Below are 15,315 nucleotides of genomic sequence, written 5' to 3'. Positions count from 1 at the left end.
CAATTTCTATCTAACACGTTACCTCATATCATAGCCAAACAAATTCGGGTCTACTTCTCCTAACTGTAATTCTGCCAAACCGTACTCCGCCCATCGCCTCTCTACCATCGCCGCCACATCTAGGTCAGATTCCAAAGGCGAACCCCATTCATGGTCTGTTTCCGGCGGAATCTTCGTAGTTGCATCAATTCCCATGCGTCCACCTAAGCCAATCTTTTCACTGGCAAAATCCAACGTATCAAAAGGTGTATTCGGCAAAATAAATACATCCCGCACTGGGTCAACTTTGGAACTAATTGCCCACACCACTTGACGCGGATCGCGAATATTTATGTCTTTATCCACAACAATTACAAATTTTGTGTATGTAAATTGTGGTAAAGCACTCCAAAACGCTAAAGCTGCCCGTCGCGCTTGTCCCGGATATGCTTTATCAATAGAAATAATTGCCGCTTTGTAACTCAAAGCTTCCATTGGTAGAAAGAAATCGACAATTTCTGATACTTGTTGCCGCAGAATGGGAGTATAAATGCGATTTAGTGCGATCGCCATCATCGCTTCTTCTTTAGGTGGACGGCCGCTAAATGTTGTTAAATAAATCGGATTTTTCCGGTGCGTTATACACTCAAAACGTATCAACGGCGAATCTTCCACACCGCCGTAATAACCCATGTGGTCGCCAAAGGGTCCATCAGGTAAAACTTCTCCAGGTGTAATCGTTCCTTCCAAGACAAATTCTGAATCTGCGGGAACTTCCAAATCTACGGTTTTACACTTCGCCAACTGCACACCCGAACCACCATACAGTCCTGCAAACAACCATTCTGATAAATCTACAGGAATGGGTGTAGCAGCTGCCATGATAATTAGAGGATCTACACCAAGTGCGATCGCAATTTCTAATTTCTTCCCATGTTCGGCCGCTTTTCGCAAATGCCTCGCCCCACCCCGTACCGATAACCAGTGAACTGTCATCGTATTTTGAGATTGTAGTTGCAAGCGATACACACCTACATTGGGTGTACCCGTCTCACAATCTTTGGTAATTACCAGTCCTAGCGTGATAATCTTGCCAGCATCACCAGAATAGGGACGTATCAAGGGCAACTTATGTAAATCTAAATCATTACCTTGAAGCACAACTTGCTGACAAGCAGGGAAAAAGTCCCGTCCTGGTTTCGCCTTCACCACATCAAACAGTACTTTTCCAAAATCTATCGCCTGGGAAATCTTCTTCGGCGGTTTTGGTTGTTGTAGCATACCCAGTTTTTTCCCCAAACTTTCCAATTCTTCTGGATGCTGCATATTCATCGCCCAGCAAATCCTTTCCACAGTTCCCATCAAATTCACCGCCACCGGAAAGGAAGCGCCTTTGACGTTTTCAAACAACAACCCTGGGCCACCTTTTTGTAGCATTCGGTTGGAAATCTCAGCAATTTCTAAATCTGGGTCAACTAAAGCTGAAATTCGCCGTAATTGTCCCTTCTGTTCTAAAATTTTAATGAATCCCCGCAAGTCTCTGGCCATTGTTTTAATAAAGCTGATTATTTAAGAAGTGTGAAGCGCTTTCTTATATTATGGGGCATTGGGCATTGGGAAGAGATAAGGAAGAAACTTATTCAATAATTCTCTCTTGTCCCCCTTGTCCCCTCATCTTCCCATTTTGGAAATTGTTGGTTTTAATTGGAAATTAACCTATTTAGTAACTTTTCTTAACTGTGTTTTCCAAAGTATTTAGTTATTGTATCTAGGGATACGCAATTATTTTTACAAATAAGCGTTAACCTGATCAAACATGGCTAGAATATACTATACCTTCCTGGCAGGCGGGCTTGTTATATGTCCCCTGCTGGGTTTATTTATTACAAGTTTGATCTGTATTTTGCTTTTAGATTTTTCTGAATTTTTGTGAGTTTGCGTTGGCGTAGCCTAACTGTAAAAGCGTACAGTTGTACACCCTTACCAATGTATATGTAAGAGGTATTTCGTAAAATGGTATAAGGAATAGTTTTCTAATTTAAGCAATTAATTTGATTATTTTTCAAGATTATTAAGAGAAAGTGTTTTATAAATAATAATTTTTTGCAATATCATTAAACTAAAAATTATACGCTTAAAATGTGTGAGATTTTCAAGTAATAATGTTGACTTCACCAGTGTCAATATCGTAACAAGCACCAACAATTTTTAGTTTAGCTTCACGGAGCAATTTGGCTAAAATTGTTGAGCTTTCCTGCAATTTTTCAGTTTGATATTGAATATTAGCTATAACCGCATTTTGCATATTATCACCCGTTCTTAACTTTACTCTTTCTACAGATGGTTTGATGCCCTCAATAATCAAACCAATTCTACCGGGAAGTGGTTCATTTTTGATTGCTTCTGCTACTGCGCCGCATCTTTTATGACCCAAAACCACAATTAACTGCGAACCCAATACTGCTGTAGAGTATTCCAAACTACCTATAACCGTGTCACTGACGACATTACCAGCAACTCGCACGACAAATAAATCTCCAAGCCCTTGATCGAAGACGATTTCTGCTGGTACTCTGGAATCTGCACAGCCCAATATGGCGGCAAAAGGATACTGAGCTTTAGCAACTAATCGCAGATGTTCTAATGATTGATCGGGGTATTTACGTTTTTGATGGATAAATCTTTGATTGCCATCAAGCAAGCGTCTGATAGCTTCATTAGGACTGATTAGATTAGGGTTAACTGGATGAATATCAGCAACGGCAGTTTGCTCTGTATTCCAAAAACTATCACCAAAAGCAGTAGCCGCAATACCTACCACACTTACGAATTTTAAGAAATCACGTCGCCCTACAAATCCATTAATTCGACTCATCAATCTACCTGACAACAACAAAGCTGCTCTTTGGAAGATATCAGACTCAAGCAAGATGTAAGAGTACCCTTTTACACGATTTAAGAGTCATTTAATCTTCACATTACATCGGAATTTAGAACTTATACACTATACAGATTGACTATTATGTGTATCAAGGAAATTCGATATCATCTGTCAAATTTAAAGCTAGAGTTAGCCATAACCTAATACGCTCAGTTAAGGCTTGATCCTCCCGTAACCCTCCTTAAATTAGAGCAAGCCTTTTTAAAGGGAGCCACTACGGTCTTCTCCCAAAGGGAGAGGCTCCGCGTTAGCGGAGCCTCTCGTAAAGAAGAGGGTTTCCCTCATCAGCAACTGGCGTGGATTGGGGGGATTCTTCCTGGGTAAAGTATCACTAACCTAAGGTATTGAGTCATAACTAAGATAGTTTTTCCAACATATTATCTTCTGGTTACGAAAGAGTATAATTCGTCTCAAAAGCCAAAACGAGCTATTGTTTGTATTTCCTCTATTTTTTGGGAACAATTAACATAGTACTGGCTATAGATATGACTTTTTTAAACCAAATAAACTGGAACTTTCTACGTAAAAATCCTCAAAATAGCTCTGGGATAGATCCGTCTGCCCCAAGCCTTCAACCTGTAGTGCAGAAAAAACCTGCAACACCATCAACCCCCAAAAACCTTGCTGAATTAGAGCATGAAATGGAGTTAGAGAGGCGGGTTCTCAAAACCTCCCCTCAGCAACTGCATAGCAAAGCCAAGCGGGGTATAGGTAGTAGACTTATTTGGATAGCAATACTTATAGGCATTCCCATTGGTGTAATTTGGGTGGCGAATCAGCCTTACCCGGTAATTCGCCGTCCGGTGATGCTCCATGCGCCTTTTTTGTTGTTACCCAGCTACATCAGCATGGATAATCACTATCGACAGGCGTTGGTATCAGTCGAGCAAGCTGAACAATTGATTGAAAAAGCTACTAGTCCAGCTGATTTGGCTTTGGGAGAACAGAAGCTACAAGAAACACAAAAACATCTAGATCAGTTGCCAACTTCCTTTGTCAACGATTGGTCAGAATACAGATATTGGTGGTACGACTCGCGCTTTAGCATCTATGGTTTTAATGCATTTCGGAGTAAAGTTGGGCAGCTAGAAGCTAAAGTTTTTCAGGAAAAGAATGCTCAGTCCTTGCTTACCGATAATATGCAGACCCTTTTAAATGCAAAACAGCAATATGAACGGGCTGCAACAGTAACTGATAAACAGACTGCAACAGCTGCTTGGCAGACGGCGCTTAATCAATTAGAGCAGATTCCTGGTCAAACCCTAGCAGGAAAAACTGTACAAAATCAACTAAATACTTATAAGCATGAGTTTCAGGAAGTTGTTGGATTGGCAGCTGGGAACGATCGCATCAGTGCCTTAATCACCGCAGCCCGGCAGTTTTCCTGGCAAGCTGCCAAAGCTGGTCAAAATCCGCCGCACACCGTAACTGAATGGCAACAGATAGAAAATTTGTGGATAGAGGCAATTGAGCGGCTTGAAGAGATTCCTTCAAAAGACGTGGCGGGTTATATCGAAGCACAGAAGTTATTAGCAATTTACCAGGCTAATTTAGGTCAAGTTAAAATCAGGCGGCAAGCTGAGGCGGATGCTGTGGAGGCAATAGACGCAGCGCAACAAGAAATCGGAAGGTTGCTGGCTTCAATTCCTGCTGATGCTCATGATGTGGAGCGCAATCGGGTGTTGAGCCAATTGCAGAGTATTATTAATCAATTAAGAAAAGTCCAAAATGGCACAACAGTTTATCTAAAAGCTCAAGAGTTACTACTGTCAGCAAATAATAAACTAAGGCAGCTAGAGGCTCAATAAATGGTGGCGATCACTTTGGTATGATCCGATTGCCTAACTATGTGTTTTCTGTTTGATTTCTAGCCAGTTGTGGTGAAGCGGTGACGTTCGTGCTTGTTTACTGCATCCACCCTAAAAGGGTAGTTCACAGAGCGCAAAAGTCAACAACTGGCCATTGGGTGGGATTTTTGAGACGGGAATCGATCCCTTGTAGAACTTTCTCAATGTCCCAGTAACCCTGCTGATATCTCAATTAAAACTGCAATAGAAAAATTTTGGATGCCAAATTGCCAAAAGCACTCAATCAATTTTGATTAGGGGAAACATAGGCGTTTTTATTCCATGCAAAAACGCCCAAGGTTTCCTCTGGCGCAGCTTTGCAGGAGTTGTTGTAATTCAGCAGTACATCAAAAAGTGATGCAGAGCTTTATTAGGACTTACGCATTGAAAACCTGAAACCTCGTTCGCGTAGTGTGCGCGAAGCGCACTCCTCCTAACCCATGCCACTTGATGCCAGTCCGCTTAAGTCAAAAGACCCGCCCACGCGATCGTCCACTTGAGGAAACCCCTCTGAGTAAGTGGCTTTCGTTAAAAAGGGGGGATCTTAAAAGCCAATTTTTTCAGGGGGTTAGGGGATCTTTTCTGCATAAGTCCTATTTATATATATATAGGAAGCTCACTATGCATTCCTCTTTAATGAGGGTTTTGGCAGATCCCGGTAATTTACGTTCTGGTCACTTTTTCCTGAATGAATGTCCTGTTTTACCTTTTTACTCGCTGTAGATGTGATTAGAAACGCAAAGATTATTGGGGAGAATTCTTTGAGCATCGAAAATGACGGTCGCGGCAGTGGCAGGAATTGTTATAGCTTTTGCATTAACCCAAGTATGCTAGTTATGCTGCCAAGCGATCACTTCAGGTCACTTAAGTAATAAAATCCCCTCCAGTCAGAAAATTAGGAGGGGCATATGTTAAATGAAATAATTACTGTTTATGCTATCACTGATAATCTCTTGTTCGCGTAGCGTCTCGAAGAGAAGGCGATGCCTACAGCGGGCTATTCGGCGTCGCTGATCATGAAGGTTGTCTTATCGAGATGAGCGATGCAGAAATTATTACAATGGCTGTTTGTGCTGCAATGTTCTTTGAGTGAAAGTAAATGTGCTTTTGGGTTTATAGTTGCAAATATTTGGCTTTTATAATCTTCACTGTTTTATCTTGCCCTTTCAGGCTTTTATTAATGATTCTTTGATAGTAAATAGACCCGCACTTTCAGGGCACAGAAAAAGCTCATTGGTGTCAATATGCTTTTTGGTTCCCCATAGCTAGCAACTATTTAATCTCTCTTACCTGCTCCTAGATATAGCTCACCCACTTTCGGGTCATTCAACAGTTCTTGACCAAAACCAGAGATCGCATCGCGTCCCGACTCCAGTACATAGCCACGATTAGCCATTTCTAAAGCCTTACGGGCATTTTGTTCCACTAATACGATCGCAGTACCCGTCTGATTAATTTGTTTAATCTGCTCAAAGACTTGTGTCACCAACATAGGGGATAAAGCAGCAGATGGTTCATCCAAAATCAGCAAACTAGGTTCCAACATCAAAGCTTTGCCCATCGCTAGCATCTGGCGTTCTCCTCCAGAGAGAGTACCAGCGCGTTGACGACGGCGATCGCTCAGTCTGGGGAACATGGTAAATATTTTATCTTTGATTGGTTTCAGGGGAACGTTAAGCACAAAAGCACCCATTTCCAAGTTCTCTTCAACACTGAGAGAGGGGAAGACATTGGCGATTTGCGGTACGTAGCACATTCCTCGTTGGACGATTTGATTGGACTTTAGCCCCACGATGTTTTCACCTTTGAAGGTAATTGTGCCTGTGTGGGGGATTAAAAGCCCAAAAATTGCTTTTGCTAAAGTAGATTTACCAGCGCCATTAGGGCCAATCACTGTTACCAATTCCCCTGGTGCAACCCGGAAATTTACACCTTGCAGGATATCTACATCTTTGATGTATCCAGCGTGGACATTTTGAATGTCTAGTAAATAGTCATTTATCATTTGTCATTTATCATTTCTCATTGGTCAACAGTCAAGTCAAACATAACTATTGACTATTGACTGTTGACTATGGACTATTACGGAGTTTTTTGCAACTCTGGTCGTTCTTCTGCAAGAATCGCCCCTTCTACTGGGCAAACTTGGAGACATATACCACAGTCGATGCAAGTTGCAAAGTCAATCCAGTACCAATCTGTTCCTTTGGCATTTTTGCCTGGGCCATCATGAATACAAGCTACTGGACAGGCATCTACGCAGTCAGCTACGCCTTCACAGACTTCTGTAACAATTGTGTGCGGCATGTTCTCGATTCCCTCTTTTCTGTATCGGCTATTTCTAGCCTAGCAGGGGAGTGAGGAGTGAGGGAGGCAAAGGGAGATGAGGGGGATAAGGGGGACAAGGGAGAATTATTGAACAAGTTTCTTCCTTGTCTCCCTTGTTTCTTCCCAATGACCCCCATGCCCAATGCTCAACTCAACTTAACGCAATGATTCAATTTTTGGTGAACCATCAGCTTTAATCCAAGCAATTTGGGCTATGCTGCGATCGCGTGCATATTGGCGAATAGCCTCTGCATCCCTTCCCCCCAAATCAATTTCTACCCGCACCAAATCAGTAGAATCTCTGAGTTTTTGCGCGTAGGCAAAGGCAAAGGCGTTAGCACTCGGCGTCTCTGATACTACCAACCAGTTACTCGCTGGGATTATCTGTGGTAATTGCTGGGTAGACAACAAAACTTGGTATAAATCTTCGATATTGAGTCCAAAACCAATTCCGGGGGTGTTTTCTCCTTGAGGATGATATAGCCCCAAAAGCTGGTCATAGCGACCACCCCGCCCTAAAACTCTGGGTTGCGATTCGGTATCTGTGACAACTTCAAATACAATACCAGTGTAGTAATCTATGGTCTGAATGAGGCTGAGGTCAAGGATTAAGGGAAATTTTTTCTCTGATTCCAGTAATTCTACTAGGGATTTGAGGTTATTTACTGCCTCTCGCTGTTCTTCATCTAGATCCAAACTACTGACTTTTTGTAACACATCTGCACTTGGCCCGCGCAAATCCAGGATGATTCGGGCGCGATCGCGTAGTTTGTCACTTAGGGGTAAAGTATCTATAGTAATGCGGTCGAGATGAGCGATCGCACTGCGAACTTTATCCTGTAAATTAGCAGGAAAGGCACTCAGAAGTGATCGGGTAATTCCCGCCTCACCTAAAATTAAATGCCATTCCTGCAAACCCAGTGCTGCCAAACAATCTGCTACTAATAGTAGTACTTCTGCATTTGCCAGTAATCCGCCAGCACCTAACAACTCCACCCCAACTTGATAAAACTCCTGTTGGCGATTGTGTCTACTTTCCCAAGTACGGCGAAACACATTGGCGTTGTAGTACAACCGTTGCGGATAACGCAGACTTGCCATCCGAGTGACAACAGTCCGAGCAATGGATGCTGTTAATTCTGGACGCAGCCCTAATTCATCATCTTCGCCATTTTGTTGTAGTTGAATCACCATCTGACGCTGGATTGCTTCCCCTGCCATCAGAGTATCCATGCGCTCTAAAGTCGAGGTAATAATCCTGTGATATCCCCAACGGTGAAACACCTGCTGTAACCGATCTTCAATCCAGCGTTTTTTTTCCACATCCAAGGGCAATAAATCCCTGGCTCCCGCTGCTGGTTGATACACCATTATTTTTTCTTCCCACCAAACAAACCACCGAACAAACCACCACTACCAGATTTATCTGGTTGCTTATCTCTATTATTGGGGGATGAAGTCACCTTATGCTCACTAGGTTGTTGTCCTAAAGCCTTATCTATTTTAGGTTTCCATTGCAGAGCTATTTCGTCATTGGAGTCTAATTTTAGAGCATTGTCAAAGTGAATTTTTGCCATTTTTAGCTGATTTTGCCTTAAATACACCATTGCAATTAAGCTATGGCAGCGACTATTTTTAGGTTCTAGCTTTAGGGCATCCTGCAACTCTACTTTGGCTTGGATAAATTGGTTTTTGTCAATTAAAGATTGAGCGCGACGAACATACTGTTCTACAATCGAGTCTTCTTTTGCTGGCGCTGGTGGTGTATTTTTTGGTGTATTTGGCTCAGACGTACCTGATTGGACTTTGGGTTGAGCAGATGGTGGCGGCGGTGCCGATGCTTTGCTCCCACTCCGCATTAAATAGACTAAATTCAACTCACTAACTTGGGCAATGACTTGCAGCGCTTGCTCTAAAGAATCATATTGGGTTTGGGCTAGTTTAGCGATCGCACTTTTATAGAAATGATCGATATTGGCGGTATCAGCTAACTGTTTTCCCAAGTCAGTGTTTAGAATTACCGAAGTAGACTCTTGTACCAGACGCTTGCCAATTTGCGACAAAATTAGAATATATTCAGCGCGAGTGCGATCGCCAGAAAGTTTTTCGTAAGCTGGGTTCACTAACTTTGATAACAATTCGTTTCCTAGCTGTTTTTGTGCATCACTTTCAGTAAAACTACTATCCGGGTGTAAGCGGCGGGCAATTTTGAGATAGCGTTTGCGAATCTCTTTGACATCCGCATCAACTGGAACGCATAATACTGCGTGATGATCTATGAAATCATATTTAAATAATCCACGATCTATTTTGAAAGACATATACAGGTTTTGCACCAAAGGAGCAGTTAGATTCTTTTTAGTTTACCCAAAGTTGGGGGGAAAGCCCCCATCTGCTACACCCATGCTGACAGTGGTGGAACTTGTAAAAGTTCGCTACTAAGAGAGTCGTGAATATAACTATTTGTTGCAATAATTCTACCTGACTCAATTTTGACGGGAGTACCATCGTAGGCGGTGACTTTGCCCCCAGCTTCTTGTACCAAAATTATCCCGGCGGCAATATCCCAAGGAGAAAGTCCCCGTTCCCAGTAACCATCGACACGTCCACAGGCAACATACGCTAAATCTAGTGATGCAGAACCACTACGTCTGACTCCTTGGGTAAGATGGGTGAGGTGACTAAATTCTGCGTAGTTGTTATCAGAGGTTTCGCGGCGATCATAGGCAAATCCAGTTACCAGAAGGCTCTTACTCAGTTTCGAGGTTGCCGAAACCTTGATGGAATGACGGTTACGCGTTGCTCCCAGGCCAGCAGCAGCACGGAACAACTCATTGTGAAAGGGGTCATAAATTACACCAACTTGCGGATCACCATTAATTAACAGCCCGATGGAAACGGCAAAAAATGGGTATTGATGAGCGTAGTTGGTTGTGCCATCTAGAGGATCTATTGCCCAAAGGTATTCATTCTCTTGATTACCTAATTTCCCTGATTCTTCCGCGAGGATAGAATGTTGGGGAAAGTGGCGACGCAAAATTTCTAAAATCAACTCTTCTGAGGCTTTATCAGCAGCAGTGACTAAATCACCAGGGCGTCCTTTTTCAACAATTGCGTCTTCCAACTTACCCAAGTAACCTTGCAAAATAGCACCAGCAGCTAAGGCCGCTTCTGTAGCAATATCTAGAAAAATTTGTAGATTTGTCATTGGGTTTAGTAGTCTCCTTTGTGCCCACTCTTTAAAGATTTTGGCGGCGAAACTCGGCGGGAGTAAGGCGCATGGGTTTTTCAGGGTTCCAGATTCCTTGGCCCATAAGTCTAGCCCATTGTTGGGCACGTTCTAAACGCTGATCATATTTGTGGTTAGGCGATCGCCCAGTAAACATTGCATTCCCTTGTTTCACTAATTCTTCATTTAACAACACCTTATTTTTCCACACATAAGCTAGAGTTCGCCCGATTTTGTCTTTTGCTTCTAAATCAAACTCCAGGGTTACCGATTGTTCTGCACCACCAATTAGATTTTCTAACTGTTCTTTTGCTTCTTCCCCCCAAGGTCGCTGTCGCAAATCTGGTGCATCAATACCAACTAACCGCACTTGGGAAATCAAATTTGGTTGTTCAGCCATGCCTAACACTTCCAAACTTTGCCCACTAACTACCCGCGCTACTTTTACCTCAGCCTGATTGTTTGGCAGCTGGTTTTTACCTTGACAACTCACCAAAAGCAATAAGCAAGCCAAAATGGCTATTTTTCGCACCCAGTCACCAAAGCGCACAGGCATGAGAACTTCTCCTCTGGTCGCAGCTCTTGCTAGTTGGTTGAGTAGGGGTACGGTGATTTTGAATTGTTTATTCCTCATCTAAGGGTAAACCCGCTTTAACTCTCCCCCTAGCAAAATAGCGTCCAAACTGGAGTTCGTAGACTTCATCTTCGTCTTGTGTCTCCACCTCCAAGTCAGAACGGGGGTAACTCACACACAACAAGGCATAACCTTGCCGACGTAAATTTGGCGACAATCCGATCGCTTCTGGTTGGTAAATTTCTCCTGACAATACCCTCACCGCACAAGTGGTGCAAGCCCCGTTGCGGCAGGAAAACGGCAGTTCCACCCCTTGTTTTTCGGCAGTGTGCAGGATGTAGCGGTCTTCTGGCACTTGTAGGGTGTATGTTCTGCCAGTGGCGCGATCGCGAACTCTAATTGTGTATGTACGGGACATCTAAATTTGCGTTTTGGGATTGGGACTTTCAAATTCAACCTAAAAATATCTTTCTTTATCTTTGCATTTTCTGGGATTTTATAGTAGAATCGGAACTTGTGGCACCTGGAGAGGTGGCCGAGCGGTTTAAGGCGCAGACCTGGAAAGTCTGTTTAGGGAAACTTAACGAGGGTTCGAATCCCTCCCTCTCCGTTCTGAAACTTAGTATAAATATATAGTTTCAACTTGACTTATACAAATCGTCAGGTTGAATAAATAGCAGGATATTGCTAAATATATTCTTAAAATTGCTTTGGAAGGACGATCAAGTGTTAAATCTGACTGCTAAATTCAAACAATTTAGCGTTAAGTAACATTTGTTTATTTTTCCCTCATAATCGAAGCATTTTGTAAAGTCGCCAAACTCCTACTTCACTATGGTGACAGCCTGATGAACAGATCAGGTAAATTAAGATAAGTAAAGAAAACGCTTTGAACTAAATGGCAGATCTAAGCTTACAAGAAATTTCTACTCAGTTAGAAAGTCAGAATTTGCGCGATCGCATGGTAGCCCTTGCCAATCTGCGTCATGTTCCCGCTGAGGATGCAGTCCCTTTGATTAAAAAGGTACTAGATGACGAATCTTTGCAACTGCGCTCGATGGCAATATTTGCTCTGGGAATCAAGCCGACGCCAGAATGTTATTCAATTTTGGTAAGAATTCTCGAAAATGACCCAGATTATGGTATACGCGCTGATGCCGCTGGTGCCTTAGGATATTTGGGTGATGCCAGAGCCTTTGAGGTGCTTTCACGGGCGTTTTATGAAGATACTGATTGGCTAGTACGCTTTAGTGCAGCCGTTTCTCTAGGTAACATTAAAGACCCTCGGGCCCATCAGGTTCTTATTCAGGCATTGGATAGCAAAGAAGTCGTGTTGCAACAAGCTGCAATTTCTGCACTGGGAGAAATTAAAGATATTGAGTCTGTTGATAATATCCTGCGCTTCGCCCAATCAGATGATTGGATAGTAAGGCAGCGTTTGGCAGAAGCCTTGGGAAATCTTCCCACTCCCAAGAGTGTCTCGGCTTTAAAATACCTAGAAAAAGACAATCATTTCAACGTTGCTGAGGCAGCCAGAATTGGCCTCAAGAAGCTTGAGGAAATAGACAATCAAGCTTAATATTAAAGCCTCCTGCTACCTTTTAATAATAATTAAGTGGGAATTTTAGCATTTTGATGCAGGGTAATTTCATTCATGAATATTGAAGAATTTTTTCAGTTAAGCGCTGGCAAATGGTTTTCTCATCGGACTAGTCAACATTTGGCTTTTAACCAATCTGAAAATAGCAAGTCAGACATCATTATTGAGACGCTGGCAGTAGATCATCCAGAAGTGATCAAACTATGTCAACAGGACAAAATTAATCCTAGTTTCGCCTCTTGTGCGATCAAAATTACCTGGAATGGCACAATGGAAAAGGATGAAGCAAAACACAGTGGTTCAACTGTGTTAGTTTCGATACCCGATGCAGATAATCCGGTCCAAGGTAAGTTACTACAGGAAATACTTGATGCTGATAAAAGCCCAGTAGCCGGACACTATAAATTTGACAGTGATGGTGCCTTGATCCTAACTACAGAAAATGAAACCATGTCGTTAGAGGAGCGCGTGTGGTTTGCTAGTCCCAATTTGCGAATGCGGGTAAATGTCCTCAAGAATTTCGGTGGATTTAGTATCACTTCCTTCACTTCTGAGATTCGTATGGGTGGCTTTCCACCAGCTGCGAAGGCTGACAAAGCGGCTAATTCAGTATCAAGTTAGTTGTAATACGAAATAATCTCCCTTTCCCTAGCTACGGTGTACACATAAGTTATCTGATTACCCAAAAGTCCTTTTTTACAAGATTAAGGTAAATAAAACCTCACCCTGTCCTAACTGACATCCCTCTTTTAACTTACGAAGGGGGACAGGTTTTGCCTAGCACAACCGGGGTGAGGTTTGATTGGGCTATTTGATAAACCATAAATTGCTAATGAGATTTGTGTATACCTAGTGTCGCGTTTTATAGAATTAATAAAAGCCTGAAACGACCTATTTGTGAAATGCATACCATGACTAATTTGTACAGGGCATAAGCCCTAGTCTTGAGCAATGGGGCAGGGGATATATTTCTTATTTACCCTCTGCTCACAAAACTGCAAAAAGCACTTTTAAAAGAGGGCTATTATTTAATATTGGATATAATTTCAATCACAAAATATCAAACTGTGGTTAATACCATAGTTTGGAAAAAATTCAGATATATTTCTTTTTTTGCCTTGATCCTTTTTAAATTTGCAAAAAGTTAGCGATCGCCTGCGGTAGTGGCAAAACAATTACAATCAATAAAGCCATTGCCAGTAATCCCCAAATATCACGTCCATTATCCAATTCAGTAACATCATTCAGTGCAGGTTCATCAATCAACGGCATAAATAATAAGATAATCGCCCACAGCAACAATTCTTTCTGAACTAAAGAAAGTAATAGCAACAGCAGGCGAGCAATTTGACCAATTACGATCGCAGTTCGTTGGCCAAACATCGCATGGACAATGTGACCTCCATCTAATTGTCCCACAGGCATTAAATTTAAGGCTGTGACAATTAGTCCCAGAAGACCAGCTACTGCAACTGGATGTAGGTCAAGAGCGGATTTTTCTGTTAACTGACTACCCAAGGCAAACTTTGAGAGTAGCGCTAATAAAATGGAATATTTGGGATTAAGGGCATGAGGATTCAAAAGTCGGGTTTCTTCAGTCAGGGAAACCACGTCAGAATGAGCCAAGCCCCATATTAGTAATGGTAAAGTCGCGATAAAGCCTGCAATTGGGCCAGCGATACTAATGTCAAATAAAGCTTTGCGGTTGGGAATGGGACTACGCATCTGAATAAATGCACCAAAAGTTCCCAAGAAGAAAGGTATGGGAATAAAGTAAGGCAACGTCGAGCGAATCTTGTAGAATTTAGCTGTCAAATAATGCCCAAGTTCGTGAATACCCAAAATAGTCATTAACGCTAAAGCATAGGGTAATCCTTTAAATATGACATCTGGGTTAAATAGAACTTTGAACAAAGAACTAATTTCCCATAGAGGCGGAAGAGAAACACCAGCATTTTGGATTCCCACCAAGGTAGTAGTTAGGAAAGTAGCTACTAGTAGTAAAAGTGCTAATCCTGGTCGAGTTAACCGTTCCTGGTCGCGTCGTGGTGTATTTCTGTCTTTAGCAGCTTGAGTGTTGGGAACCAGCACAAAGAAAGGTTTGCCATTGACACCTTCTTGAAAAATCAGCAGGAAGCGATCGCCAAATTGTGCTTCAATATTAATTTTAATCTGCTGGTAGGCGTTGCTGGCTTGAGTTCGCAACTGACCCCGGCAAATCACCGCTTGTGGTCGATACTCAATATTTTGAACGTAGTATACAGACCAAGGAAAACAATTTCGCAGTTGGGTTTCTTCCTTTAGCTCAATAGGACGCACTACTGGTTCTGCGGTAGGCTGGATAGTCGGCTGTGATTCTGAGGCTTGGGCTTGGGTTTGGGTTTGTGTATCTGTTGGCACTCCACGCCCCCATTGAAACAACATCCAGTACAACAATGTGCAGACAAATAACGACGAGATGATAAGCGCCGGTGGCGGAGATTGTTTCGCCCCGTACACCAGCGTCCATCCACTCAACAGAAATGCTGGTGTCATTAAAACCAGCCACAACAACCATACTGGCGTCCGGGTGATGTGAGCGACACTATGCTGCACCATTAGATAAGTAGCTAGCCCCAGTAAGAGGATAAACAGAAACCAAAATGCCATGTTATCTTCAGTAATTTTGACAAAACGCCCCACCAGTAGCTTCAGCACCATAGCATTAACTACAAGGCAGACCTCAAATCCCAATTTTATTTACGAACGGTTAACAGTGTTAGTACACTGTAGCGTCAGTTTGCCTACCTTTAACAAGGGTTTGCCTCAAATCTAGTT

At 42.5% G+C, this 15,315-nt stretch carries 13 protein-coding genes and 1 tRNA gene; 4 read left to right on the top strand and 10 right to left on the bottom strand.

All coding sequences use genetic code 11. The features are described from left to right. Positions 1-18: 18 nt before the first annotated feature. Both V7K21_RS20415 and V7K21_RS20410 read right to left on the bottom strand, forming a co-directional pair. The gene (locus tag V7K21_RS20415; protein ID WP_335177069.1) at positions 19-1,527 is read right to left on the bottom strand and encodes a UbiD family decarboxylase; all 1,509 of its coding nucleotides are present in this window, start codon (positions 1,525-1,527) and stop codon (positions 19-21) included. 604 nt (positions 1,528-2,131) lie between these two features. Further along, positions 2,132-2,854 (bottom strand): carbonic anhydrase, encoded by a 723-nt coding sequence (locus V7K21_RS20410; RefSeq protein ID WP_335177068.1) that lies wholly within the window; start codon positions 2,852-2,854, stop codon positions 2,132-2,134. Between the two features lie 551 nt (positions 2,855-3,405). On the opposite strand from V7K21_RS20410, the gene V7K21_RS20405 reads away from it, so the two are divergent. Next, the gene (locus V7K21_RS20405) at positions 3,406-4,728 is read left to right on the top strand and encodes a hypothetical protein (protein ID WP_335177067.1); all 1,323 of its coding nucleotides are present in this window, start codon (positions 3,406-3,408) and stop codon (positions 4,726-4,728) included. A 1,315-nt stretch (positions 4,729-6,043) separates the two neighbouring features. Here the strand turns inward: V7K21_RS20405 and V7K21_RS20400 are convergent. The 7 genes from V7K21_RS20400 to V7K21_RS20370 all read right to left on the bottom strand — a co-directional run bounded on the left by V7K21_RS20400 (position 6,044) and on the right by V7K21_RS20370 (position 11,316). Next, positions 6,044-6,772, bottom strand: a complete 729-nt coding sequence (locus tag V7K21_RS20400; protein ID WP_335177066.1) for an ABC transporter ATP-binding protein — start codon at positions 6,770-6,772, stop codon at positions 6,044-6,046. 77 nt (positions 6,773-6,849) lie between these two features. After that, complete coding sequence (locus V7K21_RS20395; protein ID WP_012407913.1) at positions 6,850-7,074, bottom strand: indolepyruvate ferredoxin oxidoreductase subunit alpha; 225 nt, start codon at positions 7,072-7,074, stop codon at positions 6,850-6,852. Between the two features lie 177 nt (positions 7,075-7,251). After that, positions 7,252-8,466: an ATP phosphoribosyltransferase regulatory subunit gene (locus V7K21_RS20390; RefSeq protein ID WP_335177065.1), complete on the bottom strand. Its 1,215-nt coding sequence runs from the start codon at positions 8,464-8,466 to the stop codon at positions 7,252-7,254. Continuing rightward, positions 8,466-9,416, bottom strand: a complete 951-nt coding sequence (locus V7K21_RS20385) for a J domain-containing protein (protein ID WP_335177064.1) — start codon at positions 9,414-9,416, stop codon at positions 8,466-8,468. Before V7K21_RS20385 ends, V7K21_RS20390 begins: the two co-directional genes overlap by 1 nt. Positions 9,417-9,490: 74 nt before the next feature. Then, positions 9,491-10,303, bottom strand: a complete 813-nt coding sequence (locus V7K21_RS20380; RefSeq protein WP_335177063.1) for an inositol monophosphatase family protein — start codon at positions 10,301-10,303, stop codon at positions 9,491-9,493. A gap of 31 nt (positions 10,304-10,334) precedes the next feature. Next, on the bottom strand, positions 10,335-10,880 hold the full coding sequence (locus tag V7K21_RS20375) for a thermonuclease family protein (protein WP_335177086.1): 546 nt from the start codon (positions 10,878-10,880) through the stop codon (positions 10,335-10,337). Between the two features lie 67 nt (positions 10,881-10,947). After that, positions 10,948-11,316 carry a 2Fe-2S iron-sulfur cluster-binding protein gene (locus tag V7K21_RS20370; RefSeq protein ID WP_335177062.1) on the bottom strand — a complete coding sequence of 123 codons (369 nt, stop codon included), beginning with the start codon at positions 11,314-11,316 and terminating at the stop codon, positions 10,948-10,950. 107 nt (positions 11,317-11,423) lie between these two features. On the opposite strand from V7K21_RS20370, the gene V7K21_RS20365 reads away from it, so the two are divergent. From V7K21_RS20365 to V7K21_RS20355, 3 genes are all read left to right on the top strand, one after another. Next, positions 11,424-11,508: transfer RNA gene (locus V7K21_RS20365), tRNA-Ser, on the top strand. A gap of 288 nt (positions 11,509-11,796) precedes the next feature. Continuing rightward, positions 11,797-12,477 carry a HEAT repeat domain-containing protein gene (locus V7K21_RS20360; protein ID WP_335177061.1) on the top strand — a complete coding sequence of 227 codons (681 nt, stop codon included), beginning with the start codon at positions 11,797-11,799 and terminating at the stop codon, positions 12,475-12,477. Positions 12,478-12,552: 75 nt separating this feature from the next. Next, the gene (locus tag V7K21_RS20355; RefSeq protein ID WP_335177060.1) at positions 12,553-13,119 is read left to right on the top strand and encodes a phycobiliprotein lyase; all 567 of its coding nucleotides are present in this window, start codon (positions 12,553-12,555) and stop codon (positions 13,117-13,119) included. 507 nt (positions 13,120-13,626) lie between these two features. Here the strand turns inward: V7K21_RS20355 and V7K21_RS20350 are convergent. After that, the gene (locus tag V7K21_RS20350) at positions 13,627-15,147 is read right to left on the bottom strand and encodes a site-2 protease family protein (protein ID WP_335177085.1); all 1,521 of its coding nucleotides are present in this window, start codon (positions 15,145-15,147) and stop codon (positions 13,627-13,629) included. Positions 15,148-15,315 lie beyond the last annotated feature (168 nt).

Source organism: Nostoc sp. (assembly GCF_036919595.1).
Lineage (GTDB): Bacteria > Cyanobacteriota > Cyanobacteriia > Cyanobacteriales > Nostocaceae > Nostoc.
The sequence above is the reverse complement of the archived record's forward strand: the minus strand, read 5'-3'. Positions and strand labels throughout refer to the sequence as shown.

What these genes read in the sequence shown, in the direction of transcription:
- V7K21_RS20380 (WP_335177063.1), bottom strand. Translation starts at nt 10,303, where the DNA reads ATGACAAATCTACAAATTTTTCTAGATATTGCTACAGAAGCGGCCTTA.
- V7K21_RS20355 (WP_335177060.1), top strand. Translation starts at nt 12,553, where the DNA reads ATGAATATTGAAGAATTTTTTCAGTTAAGCGCTGGCAAATGGTTTTCT.
- V7K21_RS20390 (WP_335177065.1), bottom strand. Translation starts at nt 8,466, where the DNA reads ATGGTGTATCAACCAGCAGCGGGAGCCAGGGATTTATTGCCCTTGGAT.
- V7K21_RS20415 (WP_335177069.1), bottom strand. Translation starts at nt 1,527, where the DNA reads ATGGCCAGAGACTTGCGGGGATTCATTAAAATTTTAGAACAGAAGGGA.
- V7K21_RS20375 (WP_335177086.1), bottom strand. Translation starts at nt 10,880, where the DNA reads ATGCCTGTGCGCTTTGGTGACTGGGTGCGAAAAATAGCCATTTTGGCT.
- V7K21_RS20405 (WP_335177067.1), top strand. Translation starts at nt 3,406, where the DNA reads ATGACTTTTTTAAACCAAATAAACTGGAACTTTCTACGTAAAAATCCT.
- V7K21_RS20370 (WP_335177062.1), bottom strand. Translation starts at nt 11,316, where the DNA reads ATGTCCCGTACATACACAATTAGAGTTCGCGATCGCGCCACTGGCAGA.
- V7K21_RS20395 (WP_012407913.1), bottom strand. Translation starts at nt 7,074, where the DNA reads ATGCCGCACACAATTGTTACAGAAGTCTGTGAAGGCGTAGCTGACTGC.
- V7K21_RS20350 (WP_335177085.1), bottom strand. Translation starts at nt 15,147, where the DNA reads ATGGCATTTTGGTTTCTGTTTATCCTCTTACTGGGGCTAGCTACTTAT.
- V7K21_RS20385 (WP_335177064.1), bottom strand. Translation starts at nt 9,416, where the DNA reads ATGTCTTTCAAAATAGATCGTGGATTATTTAAATATGATTTCATAGAT.
- V7K21_RS20400 (WP_335177066.1), bottom strand. Translation starts at nt 6,772, where the DNA reads ATGATAAATGACTATTTACTAGACATTCAAAATGTCCACGCTGGATAC.
- V7K21_RS20410 (WP_335177068.1), bottom strand. Translation starts at nt 2,854, where the DNA reads ATGAGTCGAATTAATGGATTTGTAGGGCGACGTGATTTCTTAAAATTC.
- V7K21_RS20360 (WP_335177061.1), top strand. Translation starts at nt 11,797, where the DNA reads ATGGCAGATCTAAGCTTACAAGAAATTTCTACTCAGTTAGAAAGTCAG.